Origin of the sequence: Mixta hanseatica (assembly GCF_023517775.1) — a bacterium.
Classification (GTDB): domain Bacteria; phylum Pseudomonadota; class Gammaproteobacteria; order Enterobacterales; family Enterobacteriaceae; genus Mixta; species Mixta hanseatica.
This window is the reverse complement of record NZ_CP082904.1, coordinates 4,178,006-4,201,066: the sequence shown is the minus strand read 5'-3', so window position 1 is coordinate 4,201,066 and position 23,061 is coordinate 4,178,006. Positions and strand designations below refer to the sequence as shown.

Sequence of the window (23,061 nt, the reverse complement as noted above, 5' to 3'; positions counted from 1 at the left end):
GCCGTTCCGCTGTGGTTTTTCTTCTTTTATGGAAAGTAAGCCGCCTGAAGCGTGGCGGTTTGCAGGCCTTGCAATAAAAACTTGCGATCGGTTTTCCCGTTTAGTTCCTTGCTTCTCGCTGCGCCGCCTTTAATCCGCTTTACTGCGGCAGCGGAGAATAAGGAGGAACTATGCCAGGAAAAAGGATGTTATGGCTGCTGTGCCTGTTTGCCGGCGCGGCGCAGGCGTTATGCCCACGCTGGACGCCGGCGCGCGCTACGGAAGAGATAACGCACCTTCAGCGCCAGCTGCGCAACTGGGACCGGGCCTACTATCGTGACGGGCAGACGCTGATTGATGATGCGCTGTATGACAGTCTGCAACAACGGTTACGGCAATGGCAGCACTGTTTTCAACCCACGGCGACGGCAGATAGCTCCGCCTGGGGGGATAATGGTACGGTCGATCATCCTGTGGCGCATACCGGTGTAAGAAAACTGCCGGATAAGCTGGCGGTGGCGTACTGGATGCAGGGCAAAGGGCCGCTATTTGTACAGCCGAAAGTAGACGGCGTAGCGGTAACGTTGGTTTATCAGCAGGGAAAACTGACCGCCTTGATCAGTCGTGGCGATGGCCTGAAGGGACAGAACTGGCTGGATAAAGCCGCGTATATTCCCACCCTTCCGCAAAACATCCCGGATAAAAGACACATGCTGGTATTGCAGGGCGAATTATTCCTGGCCATGAACGCTCATCGGCAGGCGATCGATGGCGGTAAAAACGCACGTGCTCAGGTCGCGGGCGCGCTCATGCGTCAGCAGCCTTCGCCCTTGCTTTCACAGCTGGGGCTTTTTATCTGGGCATGGCCCGATGGACCGCAAACCATGGCCCAGCGGCAGACTGCGCTTAAACAATTAGGTTTTGGGGTAGCCTACGCCTGGACGCAGCCGGTAAGCGATGAAGAAGAGGTGGCCCGGTGGCGTGAGCATTGGTTTCACGCGCCGCTGCCCTTTGTGACCGATGGCGTAGTGATCCATCAGGAACGTCGATCGGCCGGTAAGCAATGGATGCCTGGCAGCAGCGAAGAGGTCGCCGCCTGGAAATATGCACCACCGGTGATCAGCAGTGAAGTGCAGTCGGTTGATTTTCCGATAGGGCGCACCGGGAAAATTGCTGTGGTGCTTAATGTCGCGCCCGTGCAGCTGGATGATAAAACCGTGCGGCGTGTCAGCCTGGGTTCTCTGGCGCGCTGGCGTGCGCTGGATATCGTACCCGGCGATCAGGTAGCGATCAGTCTGGCAGGTCAGGGCATCCCGCATTTTGAAGATGTGGTCTGGCGAGTGGTGCAGCGCAACCGACCTGAGCCGCCTGTCGCGCAAAATTATCATAGCCTGAGCTGCTTTTATAACAGCGCGGGCTGCCGCAAACAGCTTCTTTCCCGTTTAAGTTGGCTAAGTCAGCGGGAGGCGCTCGATCTGCCGGGGATGCAGCGCAGCACCTGGCAACGCCTGCTGCAACATCCCAACTTTCTGCATCTCTTTTCCTGGCTTGATATGCAGAGTGAGCAGCTTTCCGCAGTGCCGGGCATCTCGCCATCAAAAGCCAGGCAAATAATGCATTATTTTAACCGGGTGCAGCATCAGCCGTTTCGCCGCTGGGTAAAAGCGCTTGGCGTTCCGTTGCCCGCCGCTGCGCTTAATGCCCTGTCGGATAACAGTTGGTCTCAGCTGCTGGATCGCAGCCTGCAAAGCTGGCAGCAGTTACCTGGCGTTGGCGCAACGCTGGCGCAGCGCATCGATGTCTGGCTGAAGGATCAGCAGGTCAGAGAAATGATCGGTTTTATCCAGCAGTGGCAAGCGGCACGAAAAGAGGAGGCTTCCGCCCCGTTGCCATATGCTGAAACAACCGAATCTCAGGTGTTACCCCCGCCGTTGGAAAGCAGGGCGATTAATGCTCCGGATGCGGATAGTTAAAAATAGGCAGTCCCAGCCTAAACCGCAGCGCCAACAAACGGGAAAGAAAGCCAAACAGTAAGGTGATCAGAATGACCGTTTCATGCGAGAGCGGGGTTTTTAACAGCAAGATATAGAGCCATCCTGCGGCAAAGGCGATTCCGGCGTATAGCTCTTTCTGAAATACCAGCGGGATACGGTTGCAAAACATATCGCGCAGTACGCCGCCGAAGACGCCGGTAATGACTGCGCTAATGGCCGCGATAATAGAAGCGTGCCCCATATCAAGCGCAACCTGAGCGCCAATAATCGAGAAAACTACTAACCCTAATGCATCCAGCACCAGAAACACCTTACGGAGATGGGTCATCAAAGGCGCAACAACTGTCGTAACTACAGCAGCGGCGGCGACAATCATGATGTATTCAGGGTGCTTGACCCAGCCGAGCGGATAATGTCCTAACAGCATGTCACGCACCGACCCTCCGCCAATAGCGGTTACCGACGCGATGATAATCACGCCGAAGAGATCCATTTTACGCCGGCCGGCCGCCAGTGCGCCGGTCATCGCTTCGGCAGTAATACCTATGATATAGAGTACGGTCAGTAACATAGCCAGCTCCAGGAAAACGGTGGCAAGCCTACAGCGCTTCTCTGATTGTAGACGAGTGAAAATTTCTAAGGCATTCGCATCCGGATTAGCTCTGTTTATGCGAAGCGGCAAAAGACTGCCTGAAAAACCATAAAAAAAGCGCGCTATAGCAGCGCGCTTAATAAAAATACCTGGTTACAGGCATTTATCCACCCATTACAGCTTTTATTATTAGATTAATTTTTTTTGCTCATTTAACGCTACGGCTGAACCTGTTTTACGCAGCACAATATGTTTGATTTCCAGCACCAGCGGCTCATGGCTACTCAGGAGCATCAAACCCCATACCAACCCACCGGCGGCAATTTGTAAGGTAAGCGTAAGAGCGACCGGCATCATGCCGTCCAGCGCATAACCCAGTGCATAGCTGATCCAAAGCGTAGGCAATGCCATGCGCAGCGGCATCCATTGGCTGGCTAAATAGGCCTTGCTGCTGGCGCCCAGTAGCGGGCGGATCAATACGAAATAGTTCGTCAGCAGAGTGAACACCTGTAACGCCGTGAATCCGATGGTGGCGCCCATAAGCCCGCCCCATTGCGCGCCCAGCCAGATAACCGGTACAGAAAGCGCCAGACGAAGCGCATTAAGCTTTGAGCTGATATCAACGGCGCCTTTTGCCATCACCAGAGAACCGACGGGGTTATTAATAGCCCGCATCATGCCTGCGATACAAAGCACCTGCAGCACCGGAGCAATAAACAGCCAGCGTTCGCCAAACAGGCTTAATACCAAATTATGAGCAACGCCAAACATACCCAGTAGCGCAACGAAATTCAGCAGACTCATAATCGATAACATCTTATAGAAGTTATGACGCAAACGTGGCCGATCGTCCTGCATCTGTGCAAAGGCCGGGAATAACACGCGCGACAGGATGGGATTGATCTTCGCCGGCGGCATAACGGCGAGATTATAAGCAAGGTTATATCCCCCGGTAGCCACCGCACCCAACAGGCGTGAAAGCAGCATAGTCGGCATGTTCATACTCAGCTGATTAATTAAACTGTCTGCGGTCAGATAACCCCCGTAGCGTAAATTACTGCGCACGCTTTTCAGCTCAAAAACAAACTGAGGGCGATAAATCTTCCCGCCGTAATAACAAAAAAGCAGCGTGCGTACAGAGATCATCGTCAGGTATCCCCAGATAGCGCAAAGCGCTGAAGGAGTCCATAAGGCGGAAATTAGTGTAACCGCAAACCCGGATAAGGCGGCCAGCACTTCGGTACGGCCAATTTGTGTAAACGCCAGCTCTTTTTGCAATAACGCTCGGAATTGCTGCCCCTGAGGAATGATAATAAAGGCAACAGAGAGAGCCTGAATCAAGTCATTCAGCTCGGGCTGATGAAGCAATGCGCTGATAGCATGGCTGCTAAAATAGATAACGACAAAAACCGCCAGGCCAACAAAAATATTCAGCCAGTATAAAGTAGATAACTCTGTTTCAGACATGGTTTTGCGCTGTATCACTGAATTGGATAAACCAAAATCAGAAAGCGTATCCACCAGCGTTAAAATAACTAATGCAATGGTCAGTAAACCAAATTGTTTCGGATCAATCATCCTGGCGAGCAGGGTTAATTGTAAAATACCCAATCCAATCGTCATAACTGACGAAATGGCTGACCATTTCGCACCATTAATTGCTTTTTGCTTCAAAGACATAGTATACCCGTGGTGAAAAGGAAAGCAGTATTGGCTTGAGGGTCATCCTGACCCTTATTATTCTGATTTTTATAGCAGGTGAAATTATTTAATTATAAAGCAACAGCGAGATAATCATCCCTGAAGCAGGGTAGTCCGTGCTGATTTCGCCAGGTTTTTATCACATCCACCATATTTTGCGGCGTGTTAATATTAAAATCCTGCGGATATAAAATAAGATCGGTACCCGCCGGATGACCCGCTAATAACACAAATTCCGTTATTGCTTTTAATAATCCTTCAGTCGTTTCAAACTCAGCTAACAGTATTTTACGTGCAAAATTAATAAACTCTTGCTCGGTAAAGTCTTGCAGAGATATGCGTTCCATAGAAAATTCCTGGAAGGTCTGATTATTAGAAATTGCTGTGTGCAGGTAGATTTATAGCTTTTTTACTCAGAAGAATCACCATAAGAAATATCTGAAATTAATATTATAATAATAAATGGATGTAAAAAATGAATGGATCGAAAACTGGATTAACGCAAACGTATAATCTGGCTAATGTTATTTAAGCATCTTTGAAGGTTTTTTAAGAAGGTGTATATATTAACTAACTGATTATTAATGTAAAATTGAGTTTTTTTGTAAGGGTGCTTACGCATAATTACATTAAATTAACTTAAAATAAGCTGGTTGTCTGCACAAAAATGCGTAAACTTTCTGCACCCTTTTTTCATGCTACTTTTTTATCAGATCCGAACAGACCTCAACGGATTTCCGGCAGGCAGCCTGAATACGGCTGGGTACTTACCTGATAATACGGAAAAAGTAGCGGCAAACATCCTGCTTTTAAGCTGATAACAGACTTCAACGGCATGCACTGTTGGACGCCACGGAAACAGCGCCGCGCGGTCTCGCGCCGGCGCTTGTATATTCAGGACGTTACCCGCTGGTAAAGCCGCTGCAGGTTCTGCTCTAATATCGCTAACTCCTGCTGAAATATTTCATCAGAGGTAAAGGGTTGACGAAAATGCGTCAGCAGCACCTGGGCCCCTTCCTGATTGGGAACAATGCGCATCGGCATATAGATCTCTTTACCGAAACCATTATCAATCCAGTAGTCCATAACCCCATAGCTGTTGTGCTCGGAAAAGCGCACTTTTAAGGTGCCATCCGGGCCTTTGGCTTTCCAATAGCTTCCTTCTGCCTGCAACGGCGCTTCACCGAGTTGGGAAACCCACTTTGGAAAATATTCTGGCTTCCAGATAGTTTCATAGAGATCCAGCCAGTGACGTGTAATGGACAGACTTAGCGTATGTGTTGGCAGCATAATACCTCCGGAATTGGGCCTGAAATGATTTAAGCATTGTGCGACGCATAAAGGAATGGGAGCCTGGGCTAAATGCCTGTCGGCGATGCAATGGCGAAAATACGTCTGCGTCAGAGGCCCGGTTGTGGGCGTCCGGCGCAAGATTAGCCTGCAAACAGTTAGCGTGGTATGTTTTGCGTCTGTGATAATATTAAGCATGACCTGAATGCGTAGAGACAAGTGATGAGCGACAGAAAACAAGTAATTCTGGATACGGCGACCGAGCTTTTTAATCGAGAGGGTTATCAGGCGGTCGGCGTGGATAAAATCATCACGACCGCAGGCGTCTCCAAATTAACGCTATATCGCCATTTTCCGTCTAAGGAAGCGTTGATTCAGAGCGTGCTGGAACAAAGGAAAAGCCAGTTTTTAACGGATCTCAACGCGGCGCTGGCGCAGCAGGATTCGCCGAAAGCGCAGCTGCAGGCTTTTTTCGCTTACTATGAAAATTGGTTTCAAAGCGACGATTTCCGGGGCTGTATGTTTATGAATTCGGTACTGGAATTTGGCGAAAAATCGCAGGCGCTGTTGGCGATAAACCGCGGGCTGCGTGAAGAGCTGATTGCATTGCTCAGTCAAATTTTGCGTCACTGGCTTAAGCGCAAGCCTGCGCAGCGTATCGCTTACACATGCAACATGTTGATTGACGGCGCCATTATGTCTCAAGTGACGTGGGGCAAAGAAAGTGAATACTCTCCAGCCGATATAGCCTGGTCTACAGCTAAAAACTTACTGGCGACAGAAGGCGTGGCTATTTAACCTTTAGGATTTCCCTTATTAGATCAGATAAAGAGTGCCTTGCCACTCAAGGTTTTTTAAAACCCTACAGAAAGATAATATCATTTTTGCTTATATATAAATCTGTAATTTCCCACTATCCAGAGCATGCTCACTCTGCAATTTGAATTGCATCACAATTTTTAATTATATTAAAATCAATTAGTTAATGCGGAATGAAACATTTATGTAATATTAATATTGCAATACCGATCGGTATTGCTTAGCGTTAGGCCATCTATTCTTTCGGGGGTATTTATGGCAAACGCAGAAACCGCAGACTCGTATAAGGCCTGGCATCCTGCCGCAACGCAGCACTCCCTTGATGAATGCATTACGCACTGGCTGGCAAGTGAACGGCTTGAGCAATTTCAGGAAGCGCAGCCCGAAATCACAGCAGCAGTTTTCGCGCTATGTGAAAACGCCATAAAACGGGCATGGGGCGAAGAGCGGGATGCTGCAAGCCTGTACACAATACAAAAAACATTATTTTCCATTTACCAAACGGCATTGGCCGAGCCGCTTTCTAACGAAAGCCGCAATCAATTTAACCCAGCCATTTTGCGGATCAAAACGCTCATTGAGCAGAACTGGCTTCGTTTTGAAGCACAGCGTAATCTGCCGCTGCCGGACATGACGACGGCAGACATTTTTAACCAGCAGCTTAAAACGCTCTGGTCTGAGCATCGTTCCGCCGCCCATCCCCTTTACGATTATCTGGCGAACCAGGCCACTATCAATCAGTTGCGTTACTTTTTCAAAAGCGACAGCGCGCTTAACCTGGTCTTTTTCGACCTTATCGCGATGGCGATGATCGGCTCGCGGCAGGAAGTGCGCGGTGAGTTAAGCCGCAATATGTGGGATGAAAGCGGCATGGGCAGCGACAGCCATACGCACACGACGCTTTACCGCGACCTGCTTGAACGTAACGCCATTGAAGCCGCCAGCGATGACTACGCGCACCTGCTGACCTGGCAGGGACTGGCGGGCTATAACCTCTTCCTGCTCAGCGGGCTCAACCGGCAGCATTACTATAAGCTGATCGGCGCGTTGGCGATGACCGAACTGCTTGATCCCAGCCAGTATGAAAAACTGGTTTTCGCGGGTAAACGTCTTGGTCTGACCGATCGCGATCTGCACTACTACGCAGAGCATATCAGCGTAGATGTCGTTCATGCCGACGGCTGGCTGAATAATGTCATTTTGCCCGTTGTTAAAAAAACACCGGAGGCGATGCGGGAAATATGGCTGGGCGCGAATCTACGGCTGAATACGGTTAATGATTATTACGATCATTTGCTCGCCAGACTTAAAACGTTAGCCTGAAAGATATATTGGTTTAATTAACTTATGCAGATGCCCCGACAGGCAATATATCGGGGTTGTTACCGTCTTGCTTTAATTATATTTATTTAGTGTCTGGTTGTAGGTTTTTACTTCTCTGCTTTCCCACTAGTAATAACTGTAATTGAGGTAGAAAATGAAAAAGTCATCTGCTTTAAAGGCATTGCTGAATAAAAAAGAAATGGCATTTTTAATGGAAGCGCATAATGCGATGAGCGCTAAAATCGCCGAGCAAAGCGGTTTTGAAGGTCTATGGGCATCCGGGCTTTCTATTTCCGCCTCGATGGGCCTGAGCGATCGTAATGAAGCTTCCTGGACCCAGGTTATGGATGTGGTCGACTTTATGGTGGATAACACCGCCATACCTATCCTGTTAGACGGCGATACCGGATTCGGCAATTTTAATAACGTCAGACGCCTGGTAAAAAAACTGTCGCAAAGAGGCGTGGCGGGCGTTTGCCTCGAAGATAAGCTATTTCCTAAGGTAAATTCTTTTATCGGCGCCGGTCAGGATCTGGCGGATATCAATGAATTTTGCGGAAAAATCCAGGCGGCTAAAGATAGCCAGCTGGAGGAAGATTTTTGCGTCGTGGCGCGCGTCGAGGCACTGATCAGCGGCTGCCCAATGGATGAAGCGCTAAAGCGCGCGGATGCATATCATCGCGCCGGGGCGGATGCGATATTAATTCATTCAAAAAAATCGGATGGCGAAGAAATATTATCTTTCTGCCGTCAGTGGAATAACGCCTGCCCGGTGGTCATCGTGCCTACTAAGTATTACAACACCGAAACCGATGCGTTTCGTGACGTCGGCGTCTCTACGGTTATTTGGGCCAATCACAGCCTGCGCGCTTCGATTGCCGCTATGCGAGATATTACGCAGAAAATTCGCCTGAATAACAGCGTGGCGCATATAGAAAGAGAAATTGCGACGTTGGATGATGTATTTCAGCTTACCAACGAATATGAAGTGCAACAGGCAGAGAAAAAGTATTTATCTATTTAATTGTGTTTAGCTCCACTTTCCTGTGCGAGAAAAAAATGATTAATGTAAAACGTTTCGTTGATGAAATTATTCGGCAAGGTACTCACTTTTTCACTGGCGTTCCCTGTTCCTATTTAACGCCGCTTATAAACGATGTTATCGCCCGCAATGAAACGCGCTATATTCTCGCCTCAAATGAGGGAGAAGCGCTTTCGTTGGCATCCGGCCTCTGGCTGTCTCATCAGACGGCGGTGGTGTTATGCCAGAACTCTGGACTGGGGAATTTAATTAATCCGTTAACGTCCCTGAACGCGCCTTTTTCCATTCCGGTGCTGTTACTGGTGACCTGGCGCGGTCAGCCCGGCAAGAAGGATGAACCGCAGCACAAGCTGATGGGGGAAATCACGCCGCAGCTGCTGACGCTTGCAGGCGTGAAATGGGCGTTGCTGCCCGATGATGAAGAACGGGCTCTTCAGGCGCTTGAAGAGGCGGGTGACTATATGCGTCAAACACAGCGTCCTTATGCGCTGGTGATGACGGGCGATCAGTTCTCCGCCGACGCGCCAGGCCCTGCGGCGCCGGAAATAGGCGCGACACGCGCGGAGGCGTTGGCCGTACTGCGCGAACATGCCGATCCGCAGGGAGTACTTGTCGCCACGACCGGCAAAACCGGGCGCGAGCTGTTTACGCTCTCTGACAGGCCGGAACATCTCTACTGCGTGGGATCAATGGGCTACGCCAGCGCGTTGGCGGCCGGCATCGCGCTGGGCTGCGAACAGCGCAAGGTGTATGTCATCGACGGCGACGGGGCCGCGCTGATGCATCTTGGCAATATGGCGGGCATCGGTGCCAGTCGTCCATCCAACCTTATCCATATCATTCTCGATAACGGCAGCTACGACTCCACCGGCGCGCAACCCACGGCGTCGCCAGGGGTGGATTTCGTTCGCATCGCCGAGGCCAGCGGCTATGCGCGGGCGCGTCGCTGTAGCGATATGACAAGTTTTGCTCAGGCGCTGACCTCGCCGGTTAATGGGCCGCTGTTGCTGCATGTGCCGATTCGTTCCGGCTCTATGGCGCAGCTTGGCAGGCCCACGCTGAGTCCGTTTCAGGTGGCGCGCCGTCTGCGCAATCTGTTGGCGACCTCGCCCGCATCATCAGGCACTTACCCAGAGGGCACGGCAACCTGCCCAGCTTCGTTAAACCCTGCAAATGAGAACCGATCCATGAACATTCTTGATGACGCCCCATCGAACGCTCTGAATCCCGTTCTGACGGAGATGGATATTTACGCCTCAAAAGCCATCTCGCTCAAGGCCAAAGCCGATCCCTCGATTGCGAACCTCAGTTTTGGCGAGCCGGTATTCGGGCCGCCGGAACACTTGTTGAATACTATTGAGCAGCAGGATCTATCACTGGCCGCCTTTATGGACGCTTCGAAACGTTATGAAGATCCACGCGGCAGCCTGGCGCTGCGCCAGGCGATCGCTGCCTGGTACCAGGACCGCTACGGGCTGAAGCTTGATGCGGAAAAAGAGATCATGGTTACCCATGGCGGCGTAGAAGCGATCACACTGTCGCTGCTGGTCACCACCAAAGCACAGGATCGGGTCGCCATCAGCGATCCCTCCTATATGCTCTACGCTCGCACGATTAACACGCTGGAGCGCCGCGCCCTGCGTATTCCCCGTCCCGCAGGCAATCATGAGTATGTGCGCATGCTGGCGGAGCATGGCTCGCTGGAAGGCGTCTCGGCGCTGATTGTCAACTCGCCGGAAAACCCGACCGGCTACGTCGCTAGCCCGGAAGACTGGGCGGCGATAGGCGAAGCCGCGGCCAAAAGCGGCACCTGGATTATTCATGATGAAGTTTACGATGCGATGCATTTCGAGCGTCCGCATCAGCCGGCGCGCATGGTCTCTTCTCTGGCGAAAAACGCTATCATTATCAATAGCTTTTCAAAGAAATTCGGCCTGCCTGGCTTGCGTATCGGCTGGATGGTGGCACCCGCCGCCATTATCGATGAAGCGGCCAAAGCCCATGACTACCTCTATCTTGGCGTCAATATTCAGTATGAGCGCATCGCCCAGCGCCTGCTTAGCGATCCCGGTAAATCCGCCTGGCTGGAGAATATGGCGAACGGCGTGGCGGCGCGCTGCGCCAAAGCCGTCAGCACCTTAACTCAAGAGAAGGGCTACCTTTGGCCGCGTAGGCCGCTGGGCGCCATGTTCCTGTTCCCCGATGTCAGTCTCTTTTACCACCAGCTCCCGGAGCAATATCGTCAGCCCGGCCGACCCGTTGGCGATGTCGTCGCCCAGTATCTGCTTGAAGAGCGGGGCGTCGCCGTAGTGCCCGGATCCGTTTATGGCCCGCAGGGCGATAACCATATCCGCCTGGTGCTCTGCACGCCGGATGACGTATTTGAAAACGCGCTTAAGCGCATGGTGTAGCGGTTTTCCTGTGGCGGCGCGTTTTGCCGCCCTTTTAGCCTGGAGAGATAGGATGAGATCGCAAGATAACTTTTTCATGCAGCAAGGCTTTATTCACTTCCCGCGTCATGCGTGCCCACTGGATATGCCCGCCATTGAGCAGGCGCTGGGCCGGCTTTGCGACCGGGCGCGTAGTGAAAACAGGGGCGCCCCGGGCATCGTGAGCGTATTCGAAGCAAACAACCCAGACCTGCTCTGTCGTATTGAATATCTTGCCGGCAGCGACGCCTTTTTCGCTGACGTGCTGGTGCCACAGTTAAAAACGCTGATTGAACGGCAGATTGGCCAGGCCGTGAATCTGTTCAAAGACAAATGTAATTTCAAGCATCCGGGCGGCGGCGGCTTTACGCCGCATCAGGACGTAGTGGCTTATCGCCCCTTTGGCTCGGACTATCAGGTGACCGCGGCGGTGATGCTCGATGCGGCAAATGAAACCAACGGCGCGCTGGAAATGGCTCATATCTGGGGTTGCGGCAACAATGAAGGGGAGTGGGTGACAACGCCGCGCGGCAAGCAGCCTTTGCTTCCCCGCTACCAGGGCGGCACGCGCAACGGCGATATCAGCGATCGGCTGAGTCAAACGATGCAGTGGCGGCGTATTGATACAGCGCCGGGCGATGTTGTGCTGTTCGATTCTTATATACCCATCGCTCACGTCCTAACAGCTCGCAATCTACGCGGCGCATCCTGTTTTTCACTTTCAACCTCGCCAGTGAAGGCGATTTTTATCATCAGTACTATCAGCGCAAGTGGGCGGCGCCGGATGATCCGCTGTTCCATGTATCAACGCCGACGCTGCATCGCGCCAGTCATGAAACCGACAGCACTGTCACCCGCCCCCAGTAATCGTTGAGGCTACTTTATGCGTCCTTTGCGTTTATTTACCCCCGGCCCGCTCAACACGTCCGAACGCGTGCGCCAGGCAGCAGGCAGAGATCTGGGCTCGCGGAGCCCTGTGGCGACGGCGCTGAGCGCGCAGCTGCGGCGCGCCGTCGCCGGGATTGCAGGCTGCGACGAGCAGTGGTGCGCCGTCCCGCTTCAGGGCAGCGGCACCTTCGCCGTCGAGGCGATGCTCTGTTCCCTGATCGGCCCCCAGGAGAGCGTGCTGGTGCTGGAAAACGGCGTCTACAGTCAGCGGATAGCGTCAATCTGCGCGCTGCACGCTATTCCACACCGGGTGCTGAGTTTTGATGCCATGCAGGGCTTCGATCTGGCGGTGGTGGAGGCAGCGCTACAGGCGCATCCGGAAATAACGCATATCGCCGCCGTGCACTTTGAAACCGCGCTCGGCGTACTTAACGATATCAGCGGTCTTACCGCGCTGGCCCAGCGCTACCGGCGCGAGGTGCTGGTGGACGCCATCAGCACCTTCGGCGTGCTGCCGCTTGATGTCACATCGCCCTCGCTGATTGCCGTGGCGCTGTCGTCAAACAAAGGACTGCATGGCTTGCCGGGTCTGGCTTTTGTGCTGACGCGCAGCGCCGTGCTCAGTCGTAACATGCCCGCCCGTACTCTGAGCCTCGATCTTAAAGCGCAGGTTGAGGCGCTGGAGCAGGACGGGCAGTGGCGTTTTACCCCGCCGCTGCAAATTATGCTGGCGCTGCAGCAGGCGATCGTTGAGTTTCATGAGCAGGGCGGGCGCGCTGCGCGCTATGAGGTCTATCAACAGCGCATGGAGCATCTGCTGCAGGGCATGGCGGCGCTGGGATTTACACCGGTGATCGACGCCGCGCACCGCGCGCCGCTGATCGTGACGCTGGCACCGCAGTCCGCGGTGCGCTGCGATATTTCCCAACTCAACGACTACCTGTTCGATCGCCAGCTGGTGATCTATCCCACCAAACACAGTAATCCCAACTCGTTTCGCGTTGGCGTCATGGGCGAGCTGAGCCTGGCGGACATCGACGATCTGCTCGCCGCGTTTTCTACGTTTATCACCGGCGCGCCGTCGCTGCAGACGCCGGCTTTTCAGGGTAACGCGCTATGAACTATCGCCTTGTCCACGATGAACATTTTGCTGCTGTCCCGGCGGAAGCGTATTTGCGGCTGTGGGCGGAAAACGGCTCTCCCGCCTTCTATCATCCCGGCTTTTTAGCGGCGGCGGAGCAGTTTCCCCTGTTGCCGATAGTCGGCGCGCACTACCTCAGCGCCTGGCAGGGCGATCGGCTGTGCGCCTTCCTGGTGGCGTGGCAACAGGTACAGCCCGATCCGTTCGGCACGCTGGCGCAGAGCACCGGCATCGTTTTCGCCCCGCCGGAAGGCGGTCTGCTGGGACATATCGCGCACTGTTACGATACCCGCATACTGCTGTTGCCGGGCGCGCATGCGGCGGCGGTGGCGTTGCTGGAACAGCTGGCGGCGATCGCGCGCGCGGCCCGTTTACCCGGCTGCGGCCTGCTTAATTTGCCCGACGACGCGGCCCTTAACGTGGCGCGCGCGGCAGGCTATAAAACGTCCTTTATGCACCATCGCTTTGCCATCGATCTGCGCGGCTTTAGCGCCTTTGATGATTATGTTGCCCGTCTGCCGCGCGATGGACGCCACGAGATGCGCCGCCAGCTGCGCAGGTTCGCCGCGTCGGCAGGCACGATCCGCGTACTGCCGGGTAAAGAAGCCGATTTAAGCGGCGCGGTGGCACTCGCGCAGCGCACCAGCGCGAAGAATGGCACGCCCGATTACTATCCGCGTGGCGTGTTTGAAAAATTCCTTACCGCCTGCGGCGAACTGATCAGCGTGGTGCAGGTGGAATATCAGGGCAAGCTGGTCTCGGCAATTATTTGCCTGAACGAGCCGGGCTGCCTGCATCTCTGGGCGGGCGGAGCCGACTACTCGCACTCCGCATGGAGCCCGTATTCGATTATGGTCGCCGCAGGCGTACAGCATGCGCTGCGCCAGGGGCTGTCGCGCGTTGAAGTCGGGCGCACCAATCCACGCATCAAAGCCCGGCTGGGTTGCCAGCCGCTGTCGCTTTATTCTGCGCTCTGGCAGCAGGAGGAGGCATGAGCGCGCCCGATTCCCGCATCGCGTTGGCATCCGGCCCGCATCCGGAAGGCGAGATGGCGCGCGGACAAGCGCTGACGCTGATCTATATCGCCCTGACCGCCGCCTCGCAGGTGTTTCTCAACCATGTCGGCGCGGGTCTTCCCGCCGCCGTGAGCCTGTTTTATATGGCCGCCGCCGCCAGCCTTATCTTTAACCTGTGGGAGGCCCGTCGGATAAGGCGCAACCATGCGGCGCTCTGCCGCTACTGGCCCGCCTGGACGGCGATGTCGGTCGCCTTCGTGCTGAACTGGATCTGCTCCTGGTATAGCGTCACTCATGCGCCAGCCGATTTTTTTATCGCCGTCTTCTTTCTCTCTTCGGCGCTGTGCAGCTGTGTTCGCGACCGCCGCCTGGTAAAAGGCGTCGCCATCGTCAGCGCGCTGACCACCGTCTGGTGGCTGTCCGGCGTGGACGTTATCGCTCTGATCACCTCGCTGCTGGCGGGCGCCTTTATGTTCATTTACTACCTCAGCTCGGTGCGTTTTAGCCAGCAAAGCGGACTGGGGCCGGTATCGGTCGTCTCGCTGCGCTGCTATTTGCTGCTTGCCTGCTGCGCGTTCTATCTCATGGAACAACAGGGCGTTGCCGCGCTGGCGCTTTCGAAGGAAAACCTGCACAGCGTGCTGGTGCTGATCGTGGCGAACATGGTGCTGCCTTCTTTCCTTTCTCAAACCTGCCTGCAGTGGGTCGGCGTAACGGTGTTTACCTTTATGAATTCACTGATTCCGCTGCTGGCTTTCCTGATGCAGTCGGCGCTGAGCGGCGAATGGCCAGTCAGTATGCTGCTGGCGATGACGCTCGCCACGCTGACGTTGAATCACGATCGTCTGCTGGCCCTGGTGGGCCGCCTAACCTTACGCGCCAACCGCAAAGGATAAATGCTATGCCGATAATCAATCCGTGGCTGCAACAGCTGAATCCGCTCTCTTCCCGCTCGGTGTCGCAGCGCGCGAAAGCCAACCCGCAGATCCTTAACCTCAGCATGGGCGAGCCTGATTTCGGCCCGCCGCCGCATCTGTTGGCAGCGTTCTGCGAGGAGGACCTGGGCGTCGATCGCGTCATCGACGCGATGAAGCGCTACGAGCATTCGCTGGGGGCGCTGTCGCTGCGCCAGGCGATTGCCGGCTGGTATCGCCAGCGTTACGGCCTCCTTATCGATGCGGAAAAAGAAGTGCTGGTTACGCACGGCGGTATAGAGGCGTTTAACGTAGCGCTGCTGGCGCTCACCCAGCCCGGGGACAGCGTCGCGATCGCCGATCCCTCCTATACGCTTTATCAACGGGCCATCCAGCTGGCCAGCCGCCGATGCCATATTTTGCCGCGCGCGCCAGGCGTCGACGAATACGCGGAGGCGCTGGCGCGCGCGCCTGTCGCCGCGCCGGCGCTGCTGATCAACAGTCCGGAAAACCCGACGGGTTACGTGATGAGCGAGGCGGACTGGCAGGCGGTCGCCCAGGCTTCCGCCGAACAGGGAGCCTGGGTTATTCACGATGAGGTCTACGATACGCTGGCGTATACGCGCCGCCACGTTAACGCCTGGTGCTTCCCGGCGCTGCGAGAAAACAGCGTGCTGATCAACAGCTGCTCGAAAAAGTTTGGCGTGCCAGGGCTGCGCATTGGCTGGATTATCGGCCCGGCCGCCGTTATCAAGGCCGCCAGCCGGGTGCATGAAAGCCTTTGTCTGGGCGTCAATATCCTCAGCGAAAACATCGCCTGCCGCTTGCTCAACGATCGGCAAACGCTCGCCTGGATGAGGCAGCAAAACGACATGCTGGCGACGCGCAATCAGTATGCGCTATCGCGCTTAGGCGAAGAGCAGGGCTTTCGATGGCCGCGACAGCCGATGGGTGGCATGTTCCTTTTTCCCGACGTAAGCCGTCTGGCGCATTCGCTGCCTCATCGCTGGCGCGACGGCGTCGTCGATGCCGGCCGCGCGGTGGCGAACTACTTGATGGAGGAGCTGGAGATCGCGACGGTGCCCGGCATCGCGTACGGCCCAGCAAGTCAGCCTCATCTGAGATTGACCAACTGCGCCAGCGAAACCGTTTTCCGCCAGGCGATTAATCGCCTGGCTGCTCTGCAATGCAAGGAGTCCTCTCTGTGAACACGTTGCTCGATCGCTCAATACTCGCCTTTTACCAACGTTGCGACCATGTCGATGGCGAAGCTTTCGCGGCGCAGCTGCGCGCCGTGCATCCCGGCGACTGGGGCGCCACCTTTCCGCCCGTCGTTTATCCGCCGGGCTTCCTGACGGAGCTGGGCGAGGCCGCCGCCGCGTTGTTGACGTTGATTTTCAGCCTGCCCGAAAGGCTGTTCGGCGGCGACATCGCCCGCCAGCTGACGGCGCAGCGTCTAACGTCGCAACAGCAGGCCGACGTCCTGCCGTTTTGCACGCCTCATCTGCTGGAAAAGGCGCGACTGTTTGCGCGCCCCGACATTCTGCTGACCCACAGCGGCCCGAAAGTTGTGGAGATGAACGTCACGCCTTCGTTAGGCGGCCTCGGCATCTGCGATCGCTATGTGCAGACCTGGCGACAAAGCGCGCTCTGTCAGGCGATGAGCCAGGCGGGGCTTGAGCTGGCGGCGCCGCCGATGGGGGAAATTTGGGGGGAGGTGGTGCACCGCTACCGCCGCGCGCGCGGCGCGCATCGGCCGGTAATGCTGGAGCTTATCGACGACCCGGCGGAAAACCCGGAAGAGAATTTCGCCCGTCCCGACTTTTTGCAGGTGGCGGAGCAGGCCGGTTTTCAGGTGGTCACCGCCAGGCCGATTGATGTGCGCTTTCAACCGGACGGCGTCTATGTCGGGCAGCAAAAAATCGACGTGGTGTTTACCGATTTAGTCTTTTCCGAACAGCTGGAGCACGGCATCAGCAGCGACTTTTTCGCTGCGCTGGCCCAGGCGGAGGCGCAGCGGCAGCTGGACGTCTTTAGCATCCCCGCCAGCTGCGCGCTGTACGACAACAAAGCGAACCTGGCGCTGTTGAGCGATCCCGCTTTCGCCGCGCGCTTTACCCCTTCAGAGCGCGCGCTTACCCAACGCTATATTCCGCCGACCTTCCTGCTGAGCGAGCAGACGCTGGCGCGCGCGCAGCAAGAGCGTGCTCAACTGGTGCTCAAGCCGGGTCTGGGGTTGTGCGGTCACAAAGTAGTGTTCGGCTACGCCTGTACCGAGCAGGCGTGGCGGGCCGAGCTGGATACGCAGCTGGCGGCGGGCGGCAGCTGGATCCTGCAAACGCTGGTCAGCGATTTATGGAGCTACGCCCTGCCAATGACGCCTGAAGATGTGCGTATGGTATGTCTCGGGCCGCTGATATTCGACGGAAAGTATGCTGGCATCTACTCAAGGGAAGAGGCCTTTAACGGCAAAGCCGTGGCGGTAAACCGGGCGCAAGGGGCGACCTGGACCGTCGGTTTTGAGCGCGCCGCGGATTAACGTTTACCGGCGCTTTTGTGGAGGCGCTGTTGACACAGTGACCGGCAAGCGAGCCGGTTTTCAACAAGGAGAAGATTATGCGTCTTGCATGTTTAATGGCGGGATTGAGCAGCCGGCTGTTACCGTTGACCGAAAAACGACATAAAGCCTGCCTGCCAGTCGGCGCGCGTCGAATGATCGATTACCAGCTGAGCGCCTTCGACGCGGCGGGCATCGATAAGCGCACCTTTGTGGTAGGGCATGGCGCGTCGGAGCTGGTGCAGGTGCTACTGGTATCGCAGCCGCATCGCGGCTTCGAACTCTGCTACAACCCGGATTTTTCCGCGCGCAACCTCGACTGGAGCGCATTTTGCGCGCTGGGCCAGCAGCCCGGCCCGGTTTTATATTACGAAGGCGATCTGCTGATTCCGCCGTCGCTGCTGCGAGATATGGCGCGCAATACGGCGGAAATCTGTATCGCGCTCGACTCGACGAGCCGCAACCCGACGATGGATACGCTGGTGCTGGCGCCCAACGGCAAAATCGAACGGCTGCTTTTTATCGAACACGGCACGGCTGAGCGCCGGCAGGGTGACGGCGCGCTGGGCGAATTCATTTGTCTGGTGAAGCTGGGCGAGGCGGCGCGCCAGTTTGTCGTAGCGGAGCTGGAGAAGCAGCCTTTCCAGGGCGCGATGCAACTCTACACGATTTTCGAGCGCGCTTTCGCCCGCTTCACGACCTCATGGGTGGATGCGGCGGGCCGTCCCTGGGTGGAAGTGGATAACGCCGCCGATCTGGCGCGTGCCGCCAGGCTGGCCGAGGAGGTGGCGCGCGCATGACTCATCTCGTTACTTCCAGCGCCGCGCCGCGCCTGAATCCGACCCTGAGCTCACTGGGCGTCTACGCCTCAAAGGCGATTTCCCAGGCGGCGAAAGAGAATCCCGCCATCCTGAATATGAGCATCGGCGAACCGGTTTTCGGCCCGCCGGAACATCTGCTGGCAGATATCGCGCGCGACGATCTGAGCCCGGAGGCGTTTCTCGCCAGCGCCAAACACTACGGGCCTTCCGGCGGCAATCCCGAACTGCGCGAGGCGATAGCGGATTGGTATCGCCGCCGTTACGGGCTGCATATCGATTCGCAGCGGGAAATTTTGATTACGCACGGCGGCGTTGAGGCAGTGGCGTTGGCGATCCTCTGCTGCTCCCAGCCGGGCGAGGCGGTCGTCGTCACCGAGCCTTCTTATATGCTTTATCAACGCGCGCTGCTGGCGCTGGGGCGCCGCGTCCACCATCTTCATCGCAATTTCTTTAGCGACGGCGCGCAGCAAAGCCTGCCGGCCTCGCCCGCGCTGATCGTTAACTCGCCGGAAAACCCCTCTGGCTATGTGTTTGACGATGACGAGTGGGAACTCCTGCTGCGCCAGGCCCGGCAGCAGGGCAGCTGGATCATCCATGACGAAGTGTATGACACCATGTCGTTTGGAAGACGCCATCGTCCGGCCCGGCTGTTCGATCCGCAGGGAGAGCGAACCGTGCTGGTTAACAGCCTGTCGAAAAAGTTCGGCACGCCGGGCTTACGTATCGGCTGGCTGGTAGGCAATCCTGACTTTATCGCGGCGGCCAGTAAAGCGAACGATTATTTGATTCTCAGCGTCAATCAGCAGTACGAACGCATCGCCCTCAGAATGCTCAGCGATCCGCAGTGCGATCGCTGGCTGCAGCAGCGCAGCCTGATGCTGAGCGCGCGCGTCGAGCGCGCCCTGCAGCGGCTCACCCCCGACAAAGGCTTTACCTGGTCGCATCGGCCGCTGGGCGGCATGTTTCTGTTTCCTGACGTGCAGCGGCTGTTTGAGGCATTAACCCCCGCGCAGCAGCGGCGTTTCCCCACCTCCGGCGAATGCGTGGCGGATTACCTGCTGCATGAAATGCAGATCGCGACCGTGCCCGGCGCCATCTACGGCGCCAGCTGCGCGCAGCATATCCGGCTGGTGCTGGGCTGCGACGAGGCGACTTTCGACGAGGCGCTGGCGCGGCTTGAATGCGCGATGCCGATGCGCATCAGGGGAGAACAGGCATGAAAAAAGCACTTTCTACGAGGCTGATGCCGTTCGCCTATATGGACGGCGCGAACCTGGTCACAATGCTCAATCTGTTGATCGCCGCGCTGGCGTTGATGCTGATCTTCAGCGGGCACCGTTTTCTGCCGTTGCTGCTGGTCTTCTCCGCCATCCTGCTCGATCACCTGGACGGCTACCTGGCGCGCCGTTTCTACGCGCATGACAGCCTTAAGCGCGGCTTTGGCAAACAGCTTGATACGCTGGCGGATCTGGTGAACTTCAACGTGGTCATCGCCATGCTGGTATTCGCGCAGTGCCGCGAGTATCCCCTGTTTGCCGGCATGGCGGCGGCGCTGCTGGTGTTCTGCGGCGCGGTTCGCCTTTCGCACTTCACCTTGCAGAGCGGCGATGGGCCGGAAGCGTCTTTTGGCCTGCAAACGCCCTATGCCGCGTTTATCGTACTGGTTTTGCTGATGCTGCAAATGGCCGGGCGGTTGCCAGGCGGAGAGGGCGCGGTGCTGGCGCTGTCCGCATTCTTCGCGCTGCTGCAGATTACCTGCGTCCCGATCCGGATGCCTGCGAACCGTCTGCTGATTCCGGGGATGACGCTGCTGTTCGGCCTCACTCTGTGGGTATCGTTTTAACTTACCGTTGGCAAGGAGATGTTTATGGCTCACGTTGTTTTTATCGATAGCACGCCTACCGGGCTTAACGCTTTTCGCACCGCCCGCAGCCTGGGGCATCAGGTCACGTTTATCCGTCCGACGCGGGCTTCAAGCTTCGTCAGCATTATGTCGAAAGATCCGCAAAAGCTGGAGGGCCAGCTGCGCGATGTCGATCGTTATATCGAGGTGGAGACGCTGGAGGATGCCGACCTGTTCCCTGTGCTGGAGCGGCTGCATCGCGAAACGCCCATCGATACCATTATCAGCTCCGCCGAAACCGGCATTATGCCTGCGGCGCGTGCGGCGGAAAAATGGCATACCCGCTATCCTTCGCCGCAGCAGCTCGGCAATGCGGTCTTTAAGCATCAGCTGCGCGAAACGCTGGCCCGCCATGGCATCCGCTCGCCTCGCTTTGAAGTGTTAAGCGAGGAGGCGCTATTCTCCGGCCCGCAAACTATCGGCTATCCCTTTGTGGTTAAGCCGGTTCGCGGCTTCGCCAAACAGTATTCCGCCATTTGCTATACGCCCGCTGACTTCGCCGCCTATTTAAAGAACCTGCGTGACGATCGCGCCAACAGCAGTCTGATAGATAGCGTCGTTTCTCATGATTACATTATTGAAGAATATGTGACCGGCACGCTGCATTCGGCGGAAACCATTGTGCGTGACGGCAATGTGATGCTGTACGCCACCACGACCCGCTACCGCGCGCATTATTACGATCTATTGGAGCTGGCAGCGGTCATGCCGTCCGGCTTGTCCGACGCCGACCGGGAGCGTATCCGCGACTATTTGCAGACGGTTTTCAACGCGTTGGAGATCGATATCGGCCTTTATCACGTTGAACTGCTGATGACGCCGGAAGGCCCGGTGCTGGTGGAAATAAACGCGCGCATGATGGGCAGCGTGTCGCCGATTATGTATCAGATCCAGACCGGAGAAGACGCCTTCGCGCATCTGATTCGCCTGCATTTAGGCGAGGCGGTCACGGTCAGCGAAGCGGGGTTCCATAATGCGGGCATTACGCTGGCGGTGGCGGCCAGACACGGCGGCCATATCAGCGAACGTTTCCGGCAGGAACAGCTGACGGCGCTGCTCAGGGCCTATGAGATCCCGCATAACACGCTGAATATCGAAGCGAATAAGTTTGTGGGGCGCTATGGCGGCAACTTCAGCATTATGGGGCATGTGATTATTCTGGCGGAGTCGCCGGAGGCGGTGGCAGAGAAAGGGCATCGCTTCCTGTGTGAGATGGATACGCTGACCGGACTGGAAACAGCGAAATATTTCGATCGCTCATAAAGGAGAACGGTGATGCTCGCCCGCGAACGCTTATTCCAACATCCGCAGTTTACCCGTTTTTACTGCGGCGACGTGGCGACACAGCTTGGGTCGGCCATCACCTTTATCGTTGTGCCGCTGATCGCCGTTGCGGTCCTGCACGCGACGCCGTTCGACATCGGGTTGATCGCCGCCTGCGCGCGGGCGCCTTTTATGCTATTTACGCTGCTGGCGGGCGTCACCGCGGATCGGCGGGAGCGGCGCGCCATTTTGCTGGTGACCAATATGGCGCGTTTTAGCGTGCTGCTGGCGCTGACGCTTATCGCCTGGAGCGGGCATCTGTCGATTCCCTTTCTGCTGCTGGGCGTGTTTATCGTCGGCTGCGCTAACGTCTACTTTGAAGTGGCGTATTGGTCTTATCTGCCCAGCCTGGTGCCGCTGCATTTAATCGCGCGCGCCAGCGGGGCGCTGGCGGCGATTGCCGGCGCGGGGGAGTTGATCGGCCCGGCGCTGGGCGGCATATTGATCAAGTTGACCAACGCTTCAGGCACGCTGCTGCTTAACGCGCTGCTGTTTCTGGCGGGGAGCAGCCTGCTGCTGGGATTGCCGAAAAATCATCAGGCGTCCAGCGAAACGCAGCGTCCTTCAAGCCTGGCGCAGATTAAAGAGGGCATGACGACGCTGTTTGGACTGCCCGCGTTACGCCGCCTGACGATCATCGGCGCCGCGTGGAATTTGTTCGCCTGTACCGCCACGCCGCAGCTGGTGGTTTATCTGAGCCGCGATGTGGGGCTGGATGCCTCTTCGGTCGGCCTGGTGTTGGCCTTTCAGGGGCTGGGCGGGCTGGTCGGTGCGCTGTGTGCGAGCCTGATTAGTGACAGATGGGGCGCCGGACGCGCTATCCTGCTGGGCGGCATCGTTTATGGCCTGTTCTCTATGGCGATTTGCCTGCCCAATCTTTTTCCGCATCATATGCGTTATCTGGACGCCGTTTTTCTGTTTTTCGCCGGTTGGGGGTCGTCAGTTGGGGTGGTGAATATCCTGAGCATGCGTCAGCGCGTCTGTCCTGGCCCGCTGTTGGGACGTGTTAACGCCAGCTTCCGCTTTATCACCTGGGGTATTATGCCTGCCTGCGCGCTGTTGGGCGGCGTGCTTTCCCAGTTTTACGGCAGTCACGCGGTGATTTTGGGTGCCTGTCTCGGCGGGCTGCTTTCCATCCTGCTGAGTTTTAAAAGCGGCGTGGCGATATTAGGGCAAGAGAGCGACGCGCGGCTGGATATCAGCGCATGAGCCGATGCCGCGATGCTATTGCGGAGTCAGCGGCCATACGGGCAGGGCTTTATCATCACCGCAGGTAAAACAAAAAAGGCCATGATGGATCCATGGCCTTATTGTTTACATCGTGCTTCG

20 protein-coding genes are annotated in these 23,061 nt (G+C 56.3%); 16 read left to right on the top strand and 4 right to left on the bottom strand.

The annotated features are described in order from the left end of the window. The first annotated feature begins 170 nt into the window (after positions 1-170). Positions 171-1,952 (top strand): NAD-dependent DNA ligase LigB, encoded by a 1,782-nt coding sequence (gene ligB / locus K6958_RS19900; protein ID WP_249892691.1) that lies wholly within the window; start codon positions 171-173, stop codon positions 1,950-1,952. On the opposite strand, the gene K6958_RS19895 is transcribed toward ligB, so the two are convergent. The 4 genes from K6958_RS19895 to K6958_RS19880 all read right to left on the bottom strand — a co-directional run bounded on the left by K6958_RS19895 (position 1,927) and on the right by K6958_RS19880 (position 5,556). Then, entirely contained in the window at positions 1,927-2,544 is a 618-nt protein-coding gene (locus tag K6958_RS19895) for a trimeric intracellular cation channel family protein (RefSeq protein ID WP_085069264.1), read from the bottom strand. The two genes, ligB and K6958_RS19895, sit on opposite strands and share 26 nt — an antisense overlap. Positions 2,545-2,754: 210 nt before the next feature. Continuing rightward, positions 2,755-4,245, bottom strand: coding sequence for an MOP flippase family protein (locus tag K6958_RS19890; protein ID WP_249892690.1), 1,491 nt, complete (start codon positions 4,243-4,245; stop codon positions 2,755-2,757). 92 nt (positions 4,246-4,337) lie between these two features. After that, positions 4,338-4,613, bottom strand: coding sequence for a bacteriocin immunity protein (locus tag K6958_RS19885; protein ID WP_249892689.1), 276 nt, complete (start codon positions 4,611-4,613; stop codon positions 4,338-4,340). 547 nt (positions 4,614-5,160) lie between these two features. Further along, the gene (locus tag K6958_RS19880; RefSeq protein ID WP_249892688.1) at positions 5,161-5,556 is read right to left on the bottom strand and encodes a polyketide cyclase; all 396 of its coding nucleotides are present in this window, start codon (positions 5,554-5,556) and stop codon (positions 5,161-5,163) included. Between the two features lie 222 nt (positions 5,557-5,778). Here K6958_RS19880 and K6958_RS19875 point away from each other — a divergent pair, with 222 nt between their 5' ends. The 15 genes from K6958_RS19875 (at position 5,779) to K6958_RS19805 (ending at position 22,941) form a co-directional block, all read left to right on the top strand. Beyond that, positions 5,779-6,354 (top strand): TetR/AcrR family transcriptional regulator, encoded by a 576-nt coding sequence (locus tag K6958_RS19875; protein ID WP_249892687.1) that lies wholly within the window; start codon positions 5,779-5,781, stop codon positions 6,352-6,354. 276 nt (positions 6,355-6,630) lie between these two features. Then, the gene (locus K6958_RS19870) at positions 6,631-7,698 is read left to right on the top strand and encodes an iron-containing redox enzyme family protein (protein WP_249892686.1); all 1,068 of its coding nucleotides are present in this window, start codon (positions 6,631-6,633) and stop codon (positions 7,696-7,698) included. Positions 7,699-7,852: 154 nt separating this feature from the next. Then, the gene (gene aepX / locus K6958_RS19865; RefSeq protein WP_249892685.1) at positions 7,853-8,722 is read left to right on the top strand and encodes a phosphoenolpyruvate mutase; all 870 of its coding nucleotides are present in this window, start codon (positions 7,853-7,855) and stop codon (positions 8,720-8,722) included. A gap of 35 nt (positions 8,723-8,757) precedes the next feature. Beyond that, positions 8,758-11,151 (top strand): phosphonopyruvate decarboxylase, encoded by a 2,394-nt coding sequence (gene aepY / locus K6958_RS19860; RefSeq protein ID WP_249892684.1) that lies wholly within the window; start codon positions 8,758-8,760, stop codon positions 11,149-11,151. A gap of 52 nt (positions 11,152-11,203) precedes the next feature. Continuing rightward, the gene (locus tag K6958_RS19855; RefSeq protein ID WP_249892683.1) at positions 11,204-12,043 is read left to right on the top strand and encodes a phytanoyl-CoA dioxygenase family protein; all 840 of its coding nucleotides are present in this window, start codon (positions 11,204-11,206) and stop codon (positions 12,041-12,043) included. A 9-nt stretch (positions 12,044-12,052) separates the two neighbouring features. Next, complete coding sequence (locus K6958_RS19850; protein ID WP_249892682.1) at positions 12,053-13,177, top strand: 2-aminoethylphosphonate aminotransferase; 1,125 nt, start codon at positions 12,053-12,055, stop codon at positions 13,175-13,177. Beyond that, positions 13,174-14,193 carry a GNAT family N-acetyltransferase gene (locus K6958_RS19845; RefSeq protein ID WP_249892681.1) on the top strand — a complete coding sequence of 340 codons (1,020 nt, stop codon included), beginning with the start codon at positions 13,174-13,176 and terminating at the stop codon, positions 14,191-14,193. The genes K6958_RS19850 and K6958_RS19845 overlap by 4 nt, the downstream gene beginning before the upstream one ends. Next, complete coding sequence (locus K6958_RS19840; RefSeq protein WP_249892680.1) at positions 14,190-15,110, top strand: hypothetical protein; 921 nt, start codon at positions 14,190-14,192, stop codon at positions 15,108-15,110. Before K6958_RS19845 ends, K6958_RS19840 begins: the two co-directional genes overlap by 4 nt. Before the next feature lie 5 nt (positions 15,111-15,115). Next, on the top strand, positions 15,116-16,336 hold the full coding sequence (locus K6958_RS19835) for a pyridoxal phosphate-dependent aminotransferase (protein ID WP_249892679.1): 1,221 nt from the start codon (positions 15,116-15,118) through the stop codon (positions 16,334-16,336). After that, positions 16,333-17,667 (top strand): hypothetical protein, encoded by a 1,335-nt coding sequence (locus K6958_RS19830; protein WP_249892678.1) that lies wholly within the window; start codon positions 16,333-16,335, stop codon positions 17,665-17,667. The genes K6958_RS19835 and K6958_RS19830 overlap by 4 nt, the downstream gene beginning before the upstream one ends. A gap of 77 nt (positions 17,668-17,744) precedes the next feature. Next, positions 17,745-18,485 carry a sugar phosphate nucleotidyltransferase gene (locus K6958_RS19825; protein WP_249892677.1) on the top strand — a complete coding sequence of 247 codons (741 nt, stop codon included), beginning with the start codon at positions 17,745-17,747 and terminating at the stop codon, positions 18,483-18,485. Continuing rightward, positions 18,482-19,726: a pyridoxal phosphate-dependent aminotransferase gene (locus K6958_RS19820; protein WP_249892676.1), complete on the top strand. Its 1,245-nt coding sequence runs from the start codon at positions 18,482-18,484 to the stop codon at positions 19,724-19,726. The genes K6958_RS19825 and K6958_RS19820 overlap by 4 nt, the downstream gene beginning before the upstream one ends. Beyond that, entirely contained in the window at positions 19,723-20,349 is a 627-nt protein-coding gene (locus K6958_RS19815) for a CDP-alcohol phosphatidyltransferase family protein (RefSeq protein WP_249892675.1), read from the top strand. Before K6958_RS19820 ends, K6958_RS19815 begins: the two co-directional genes overlap by 4 nt. Positions 20,350-20,373: 24 nt before the next feature. Next, positions 20,374-21,672: an ATP-grasp domain-containing protein gene (locus K6958_RS19810; protein ID WP_249892674.1), complete on the top strand. Its 1,299-nt coding sequence runs from the start codon at positions 20,374-20,376 to the stop codon at positions 21,670-21,672. A 12-nt stretch (positions 21,673-21,684) separates the two neighbouring features. Next, the gene (locus K6958_RS19805; RefSeq protein WP_249892673.1) at positions 21,685-22,941 is read left to right on the top strand and encodes an MFS transporter; all 1,257 of its coding nucleotides are present in this window, start codon (positions 21,685-21,687) and stop codon (positions 22,939-22,941) included. Positions 22,942-23,061: the final 120 nt, after the last annotated feature.

What these genes read in the sequence shown, in the direction of transcription:
- K6958_RS19885 (WP_249892689.1), bottom strand. Translation starts at nt 4,613, where the DNA reads ATGGAACGCATATCTCTGCAAGACTTTACCGAGCAAGAGTTTATTAAT.
- K6958_RS19895 (WP_085069264.1), bottom strand. Translation starts at nt 2,544, where the DNA reads ATGTTACTGACCGTACTCTATATCATAGGTATTACTGCCGAAGCGATG.
- K6958_RS19805 (WP_249892673.1), top strand. Translation starts at nt 21,685, where the DNA reads ATGCTCGCCCGCGAACGCTTATTCCAACATCCGCAGTTTACCCGTTTT.
- K6958_RS19850 (WP_249892682.1), top strand. Translation starts at nt 12,053, where the DNA reads ATGCGTCCTTTGCGTTTATTTACCCCCGGCCCGCTCAACACGTCCGAA.
- K6958_RS19845 (WP_249892681.1), top strand. Translation starts at nt 13,174, where the DNA reads ATGAACTATCGCCTTGTCCACGATGAACATTTTGCTGCTGTCCCGGCG.
- K6958_RS19825 (WP_249892677.1), top strand. Translation starts at nt 17,745, where the DNA reads ATGCGTCTTGCATGTTTAATGGCGGGATTGAGCAGCCGGCTGTTACCG.
- aepX (WP_249892685.1), top strand. Translation starts at nt 7,853, where the DNA reads ATGAAAAAGTCATCTGCTTTAAAGGCATTGCTGAATAAAAAAGAAATG.
- K6958_RS19840 (WP_249892680.1), top strand. Translation starts at nt 14,190, where the DNA reads ATGAGCGCGCCCGATTCCCGCATCGCGTTGGCATCCGGCCCGCATCCG.
- aepY (WP_249892684.1), top strand. Translation starts at nt 8,758, where the DNA reads ATGATTAATGTAAAACGTTTCGTTGATGAAATTATTCGGCAAGGTACT.
- K6958_RS19880 (WP_249892688.1), bottom strand. Translation starts at nt 5,556, where the DNA reads ATGCTGCCAACACATACGCTAAGTCTGTCCATTACACGTCACTGGCTG.
- K6958_RS19890 (WP_249892690.1), bottom strand. Translation starts at nt 4,245, where the DNA reads ATGTCTTTGAAGCAAAAAGCAATTAATGGTGCGAAATGGTCAGCCATT.
- K6958_RS19815 (WP_249892675.1), top strand. Translation starts at nt 19,723, where the DNA reads ATGAAAAAAGCACTTTCTACGAGGCTGATGCCGTTCGCCTATATGGAC.
- K6958_RS19835 (WP_249892679.1), top strand. Translation starts at nt 15,116, where the DNA reads ATGCCGATAATCAATCCGTGGCTGCAACAGCTGAATCCGCTCTCTTCC.
- K6958_RS19875 (WP_249892687.1), top strand. Translation starts at nt 5,779, where the DNA reads ATGAGCGACAGAAAACAAGTAATTCTGGATACGGCGACCGAGCTTTTT.
- K6958_RS19855 (WP_249892683.1), top strand. Translation starts at nt 11,204, where the DNA reads ATGAGATCGCAAGATAACTTTTTCATGCAGCAAGGCTTTATTCACTTC.
- ligB (WP_249892691.1), top strand. Translation starts at nt 171, where the DNA reads ATGCCAGGAAAAAGGATGTTATGGCTGCTGTGCCTGTTTGCCGGCGCG.
- K6958_RS19810 (WP_249892674.1), top strand. Translation starts at nt 20,374, where the DNA reads ATGGCTCACGTTGTTTTTATCGATAGCACGCCTACCGGGCTTAACGCT.
- K6958_RS19820 (WP_249892676.1), top strand. Translation starts at nt 18,482, where the DNA reads ATGACTCATCTCGTTACTTCCAGCGCCGCGCCGCGCCTGAATCCGACC.
- K6958_RS19870 (WP_249892686.1), top strand. Translation starts at nt 6,631, where the DNA reads ATGGCAAACGCAGAAACCGCAGACTCGTATAAGGCCTGGCATCCTGCC.